The sequence below is a fragment of the Streptomyces sp. NPDC002676 genome (assembly GCF_053592455.1).
The window spans coordinates 155,703-162,615 of record NZ_JBSFVT010000012.1 but is presented as its reverse complement, the minus strand read 5'-3'; the positions used below and the strand labels follow the sequence as shown (position 1 = coordinate 162,615).

Sequence of the window (6,913 nt, the reverse complement as noted above, 5' to 3'; positions counted from 1 at the left end):
ATTCAGACTTGCGGGGAAAACGGCGGGCACGTGGGAGGACGGGGAGTCCGGTTGCGCGGTCACCCTTTTCCGAACTTCTTGTCGATGTAGTCGAAGATGTCGTCGTCCGTGGCCGAGTCGTCGAGTTCGTGCGGGGCGGTGTCGCCCAGCGCCTCGGCACGGGTGTCGCGCCAGGTGGAGACCAGGGACTGCAGTCGTTCAGTGATGCTGTCCAGGGCGGCGGCGTCCAGGTCCTTCCCGGCGAGTGCGTCGGGCGTGAGGGCGGACAGGGCGGACTCCAGCTTTCCGATGTCCTCCAGCAGGGGGACGGCCGGTGCCGCGGGCGCGGGGGCGAGTTCCGTGAGCAGGTGGCGGGCCAGGGCGGCCGGGGTCGGGAAGTCGAACACCAGGGTGGCGGGCAGCCGCCTGCCGGTGGCGGCGTTCAGGCGGTTGCGCAGTTCGACGGCGGTCAGGGAGTCGAAGCCGGACTCCTTGAACGTCTGGCCGGGGCCGACCGCCTCCGGTCCGCTGTGGCCGAGGACGGTTGCGACATGGGCCCGTACGACGTCCAGGACCAGGCGTTCGCGCTCCTTCTCCGGGGTTGCCTCCAGGCGTTCGCGGAGGGTGCCGGTGCCGGCCGGGGTCTGCTCGGGCAGCGGCCGGGCGGGGCCGCGGACCAGGTCGCGCAGGACCGAGGGGACCGGGGCTCCGGCGGCCTCGGCCTGGCGGCGCAGGGTGCCGGGTTCGAGGCGGGCCGGCACCAGGACCGCTTCGGTCCGCTGAAGGGCGGCGTCGAAGAGGGCGAGGCCGAACTCGGCGGGCATCGGGGCGACTCCGCCGCGTGCCATGCGGGTGCGGTCGACGTCGTCCAGGCGTCCGCCCATGCCGTCGCTCTGCGCCCACAGGCCCCAGGCCAGTGAGGTGGCGGGCAGCCCTCGGGCCGCGCGGTGCCGGGCGAAGGCGTCCAGGAAGGCGTTGGCGGCGGCGTAGTTGGCCATGCCGGGGCTGCCGAGGGTGCCGGAGAAGGAGGAGTAGAGGACGAACGCGGCCAGGTCCAGGTCGCGGGTCGCCTCGTGCAGGTTGAGCACCGCGTCGACCTTCGGGCGCAGCACCCGCTCCAGCCCGTCCGGGGTCAGCGCGTCGAGTACGCCGTCCTCGGTGACGCCGGCCGTGTGGATCACGGCGGTGAGCGGGTGGGCGGCGGGGATGCCGGTGAGCAGGCGTCCGAGTGCGTCGCGGTCGGCGAAGTCGCAGGCGGCCAGGGTGACCTGGGCGCCGAGTTCGCCGAGTTCGGCGCTCAGTTCGGGCATGCCGTCGCCGGCCGGGCCGCGGCGGCTCGCCAGGACCAGGTGGCGGACCTTGTGCTCGGTCACCAGGTGGCGGGCGAGCAGCTTCCCGAGGCCCCCGGTGGCGCCGGTGATCAGGACGGTGCCGTCCGGGTCGAGCGCCGTGGGTACGGCGGCCTCGGCCGGGGTTCCGGCTTCGGCGGTGTTCGCCCGGGTCAGCCTGGGCACGAGCGTCCTGCCCGCGCGCAGGGCGAGTTGGGTCTCGTCCTGGGCCGGGTCGAGGGCGGTCGCGAGGGCGCGCGGGAGGGCCCGGTGGGAGTCCGGGTGGCCGTCGGTGTCGATCAGCAGGAACCGGTCGGGGTTCTCCGACTGCGCCGAGCGCGCCAGGCCCCACACCGGTGCGCCCGCCAGGCCGGGCACGTCGTCGCCCGGCTCGGTGGAGACGGCCGAGCGGGTCAGCAGCACCAGCCGGGAGTCGGCGAGGCGGGGGTCGGCCAGCCAGGCCTGGAGCAGTTCCAGGGCCCGGCGGGTGGTCGTACGGGCCGCTTCGGCCGGGTCGGTGATGCCGGCCGGGTGGGCCGGGACCGTGGCGACGACGACCGGCGGGACCGGGGTGCCGGTCTCGGCCGCCGCAGTGAGGGCGGCCAGGTCCGGGTGGGTCGCGAGAGCCGTTCCGGCCGTGCGGAGGGCTTCGGTCAGGGCCGCGTCGTCCGCCTCGCCGAGCAGGGCAAGCGCCGGGGCGTGCGGGGCCGTGCCGGTTTCGGTGCGCGCGGGCAGTGCCTTCCAGTCGAGCCGGAAGAGCGCGTCGCCGGTCGCGGCGCCCGGGAGCTGGGTCAGCGAGACGGGCCGGGAGACCACCGCGTCGACGTCGGCCACCGGGGTTCCGTCGGCGTCCGTCACGCGCACCGACAGGCTGTCAGGGCCGGCCGTGCCGAGGGTGACCCGCAGCGGGCCGGTGATGCCCGGCGTGTGCACGCGGATGCCGCGCCACGAGAACGGACGGGTCGCCCGCAGCTCGCCCTCGGTGGCGCCGGCGAGCGCGTCGGCGGCGGCTGCCTGGAGGGCGGCGTCGAGCAGGACGGGGTGCAGGGTGAAGCCGTCGGACCCGATGCCGTCGGGCAGTTCGACCTCGGCGTGGATGTCCGCGCGGGCGTCCGGGTCGGCGGTGTCCGCGGGGGTGCCGCGCCAGACGGCGCGCAGGCCCTGGAAGGCGGGACCGTAGACCACGCCGGTGTCGCCCAGTCGCTCGTGGAAGCCGTCGATGGCCACCGGCTCGGCCCCGGCGGGCGGCCAGACGCCACCCACGGTGTCAGGCCGGGGCCCGGCAGCGGTGAGCAAGCTGCCTTCGGCGTGCCGGGTCCACGGGGTGTCGGGGTCGGCTCCGTCGGGCCGGGAGTGCAGTGTCAGGGTGCGGCGTCCGGCCTCGTCCGCGGCGGTCACGGTCAGCCGCAGCACGACCGCGCCCTGCTCGGGCACCACCAGCGGCGCCTCCAGGGTGAGTTCCTCCACCAGTTCGCAGCCCGCCTGGCGGCCGGCGCGCAGCGCCAGTTCGACGAACGCCGTGCCGGGCAGCAGCGCGGAGCCGAGCACGAGGTGGTCGCCCAGCCAGGGGTGGGTCTGGAGGGAGAGCCGGCCGGTGAACACGAGCCCGTCGGAGTCGGGCAGTTCGAGGGCGGCGCCCAGCAGCGGGTGGCCGGTGGCGCCGAGGCCGAGTCCGGCCACGTCACCCGGGGTGGCGGGGGCGGCCTGCGGCCAGTAGCGCCGGCGCCGGAACGGGTAGGTCGGCAGGTCGACGCGCCGGCCGGGCCGGGCCGCGAACACCGCGTCCCAGTCCGGGGTGGCGCCCTGCACCTGGGCCTCGGCCAGCGACCGCAGGAAGCGGTCGAGACCGCCCTCGTCGCGGCGCAGGGAGCCGACCGCGCGGGCGTCGCAGCCGAGCGCGTCGAAGCTGTCCTGGAGCCCGACGGTCAGCACGGGATGCGGGCTGGCCTCGACGAACAGGGTGATGTCCGCTTCCACGAGCCGCCGGGTGGCCTCGTCGAGGCGCACCGGCTGCCGCAGGTTGGTGTACCAGTACTCGGCGTCGAGCCGTTCGGTGTCCAGCCAGTCGCCGGTGACCGTCGACAGGAAGGGCACCTCGCCGGAGCGCGGGCTGATCGGGGCCAGTTCGGCGAGGAGTTCCTCGCGGATGGCCTCGACCTGGGCGGAGTGGGAGGCGTAGTCCACGGGGATCCGGCGGGCGCGGATCTCCTCGGCCGCGCAGTCGGCCATCAGCCGGTCCAGCGCGTCCGGTTCGCCGGAGACGACGATCGAGCCGGGGCCGTTGACCGCCGCGACCGACAGCCGGCCGCCGAACGGCTCCAGGCGTGCGGTCAGGTCCTCCAGCGGCAGCGACACGGAGACCATGCCTCCGCGGCCGGCGAGCGCGCCGAGCGCCTTGCTGCGCAGCGTGACCACCCGGGCCGCGTCGTCCAGGGACAGGGCGCCCGCGACACAGGCGGCGGCGATCTCGCCCTGGGAGTGGCCGACGACCGCGGCGGGGCGTACCCCGTGGGCCCGCCACAGCTCGGCCAGCGAGACCATGACGGCGAACAGCAGCGGCTGAACGACGTCCACCCGCTCCAGCTCGGGCGCGCCGGGTGCGCCGCGCAGCACGTCGTACGGCGACCAGTCCACGTACGCCTCGATGGCGCGGGCGCAGTCGGCGAACCGCTCGGCGAACACCGGTGAGGCGTCGAGGAGTTCGGTCGCCATACCGGTCCACTGGGAGCCCTGGCCGGGGAACACGAACACGGTCCGGCCCTCGGTGGCGACGGTGCCCTCGACGACGGCGGGGTCGCCGTCGCCCTGGGCCAGCGCGGTCAGGGCCCGGCGGAAGCCGTCCCGGTCGGCGGCCAGCAGCACCGCCCGGTGCGCGAACGCGGCGCGGGAGGTGGCCAGGGCGTACCCGAGGTCGGCGAGGTCGGCCTCCGGGTCGGCGTCCAGGTGGGCGCGCAGCCGGGCGGCCTGCTCGCGCAGTGCGTCGGGGGTCTTGGCCGACAGTGGCCACGGCAGGACCGTGCCGTCGGCCCGGACTTCGGTGCCCGACGCCACAGGTTCGGGGTCCGTGGGGGCCTGCTCCAGGATGACGTGGGCGTTGGTGCCGCTCATGCCGAAGGAGGAGACACCGGCGCGGCGGGGCCGCTCGGCCCGGGGCCACGGCAGGTTCTCCGTCAGCAGCGACACCGCGCCCGACGACCAGTCGACGTGCGGGGACGGCTCGTCGACATGCAGGGTGCGCGGCAGTTCACCGTGCCGCATCGCCAGCACCATCTTGATGACACCGGCCACACCGGCAGCCGCCTGCGTGTGCCCGATGTTCGACTTGACGGAGCCGAGCCACAACGGGCGGTCTTCGGGCCGCTCCTGGCCATAAGTAGCCAGCAGGGCCTGCGCCTCGATCGGGTCACCCAGCGTCGTACCCGTGCCGTGGGCCTCCACGGCATCGACATCCGCCACGGTGAGCTGCGCGTTGGCCAGCGCCTGCCGGATCACCCGCTGCTGCGACGGACCGTTCGGCGCCGTAAGGCCGTTGGACGCACCGTCCTGGTTGACGGCACTGCCCCGCAGGACCGCCAACACGGGATGCCCGTTGCGGCGGGCGTCCGACAGCCGCTCCACGAGCAGCATGCCCACGCCCTCGCCCCAGCCGGTGCCGTCGGCCGCGGCGGCGAAGGCCTTCACGCGGCCGTCGCGGGCCAGGCCGCGCTGGCGGGAGAACTCGGTGAAGGCCCCGGGGGTGGTCATCACGGAGACGCCGCCGGCCAGGGCCAGGGTGCACTCGCCCGAGCGCAGGGCCTGGGCCGCCAGGTGCAGGGCGACCAGCGAGGAGGAGCAGGCGGTGTCGACAGTGACGGTGGGGCCTTCCAGACCGAAGGTGTAGGCGAGCCGTCCGGACACCACGCTGGCGGAGTTGCCGGTGGCGAGGTATCCGGCAAGGTCTTCAGCCGAGTTCAGCAGCAGGGACGCGTAGTCCTGGCCGTTGGTTCCGACGTAGACACCGGTCCGGCTGCCGTGGAGGGCGCCGGGGTCGATGCCCGCCCGTTCGAAGGCCTCCCAGGAGGTCTCCAGCAGGAGCCGCTGCTGCGGGTCCATGGCCAGGGCCTCGCGCGGGCTGATGCCGAAGAACCCGGCGTCGAAGTCGGCCGCTTCCGCGAGGAATCCGCCCTCGCGGACGTACGAGGTCCCGGGCTGGTCGGGGTCCGGGTCGTACAGCTTCTCCAGGTCCCAGCCGCGGTCGGCGGGGAACTCACCCATCGTGTCGACGCCGTCGCGCAGCAGCCGCCACAGCTGCTCCGGCGAGTTGGCGCCGCCGGGGAAACGGCAGCTCATCGCCACGATGGCGAGCGGCTCGTCGTGCGGTACGGCGCTGCCCGGCCCGGTCTCCTCCGGCTGCGCGCTGCCGAGGAGTTCGCCGGTGAGGTGGGCGGCCAGTTCGCGTGGGGTGGGGTGGTCGAAGACGAGGGTCGCGGGCAGGGTCAGGCCGGTGGCGCCGGTCAGCGCATTGCGCAGTTCGAGCGCGCTCAGCGAGTCGAAGCCCAGCTCCTTGAAGGCGGTACGGGCCGGTACGGCGCCCTGGACCCGGTGTCCGAGCACGGCCTTCACCTGGTCGAGGACCAGTTCCTGTACGAGGCGCGGCCGTTCGTCGGCGGGCAGGGCCGACAGCCGCCGTACGAGGTCGTCGGCGCCCGCGGCCCGGGTCCCGGCCGGCGTCGTGCCGCCCTGGCGGGCCTCGGGGAGGTCGGCCAGGAGCGTGTGCTGCCGGGGGTGGGCCAGGTGGGCGGTGAACCGTTCCCAGTCGATGTCGGCGACGACGCTCTGAGCCGTGTCCTGCTGCCAGCAGCGGGCCAGGGCGGCGAGCGCGGCCTCGGCTTCCATGGGGGTCACGCCACCGCGGACGAGGCGCTGCGCGGTGTCCTCGGAGTCGGCCATGCCGGCGTCCGCCCAGGCGCCCCAGGCGATGGACACGGCGGGCAGGCCGTCGGCCCGGCGCTGCTCGGCGAGGGCGTCCAAGTGGGCATTGGCGGCTGCGTAGTTGGCCTGGCCGGCGCTGCCGACGACGCCGGCGAGCGAGGAGAACAGCACGAACGCCGACAGGTCCGCTTCGCGGGTCAGGTCGTGCAGGTTCCGGGCGCCGTCGGCCTTGGCGCGCAGGACGGCGGTGAACCGGTCGGGCGTGAACCCGTCGAGGACGCCGTCGTCGAGGACGCCGGCCGTGTGCACCACGGCGGTGAGCGGCCGGTCGGCCGGGATGTCCGCGAGCACCGCGGCGAGTGCGTCGGGGTCGGCGACGTCGCAGGCCGAGATCGTCACGTCGGCGCCGAGCGCGGTCAGTTCGGCGTGGAGTTCGGCCGCGTTCTCGGCGGCCGGGCCACGGCGACCGGTGAGGAGGAGGTGTTCGGCGCCGTTGCGGGCCAGCCAGCGGGCGACCTGGGCGCCCAGCGCGCCGGTGCCGCCGGTGACCAGGACGGTGCCGGACAGGCGCGGCGCCGTCGCGGGCCGAGCCGCACGGGGCTCGCGGACCAGGCGTCGAACGAGCACGCCCGAGGCCCGTACGGCCAGTTCGCGCTCGTCGCCGGTGCCCGCGAGCAGGCCGGCGAGACGGGCGG

Annotated in this window: 1 protein-coding gene (running past one end of the window); it reads right to left on the bottom strand. The window is 75.3% G+C overall.

Translation table 11 applies throughout. From position 1 onward, the window contains the following. Positions 1–59: 59 nt before the first annotated feature. Positions 60–6,913, bottom strand: partial view of a type I polyketide synthase gene (locus ACWD3E_RS28805; RefSeq protein WP_451390484.1) — the end only. The gene runs 8,776 nt beyond the window's last position; 6,854 of the gene's 15,630 nt are visible here — the last part of the coding sequence; its start codon lies beyond the right edge, outside the window; its stop codon occupies positions 60–62.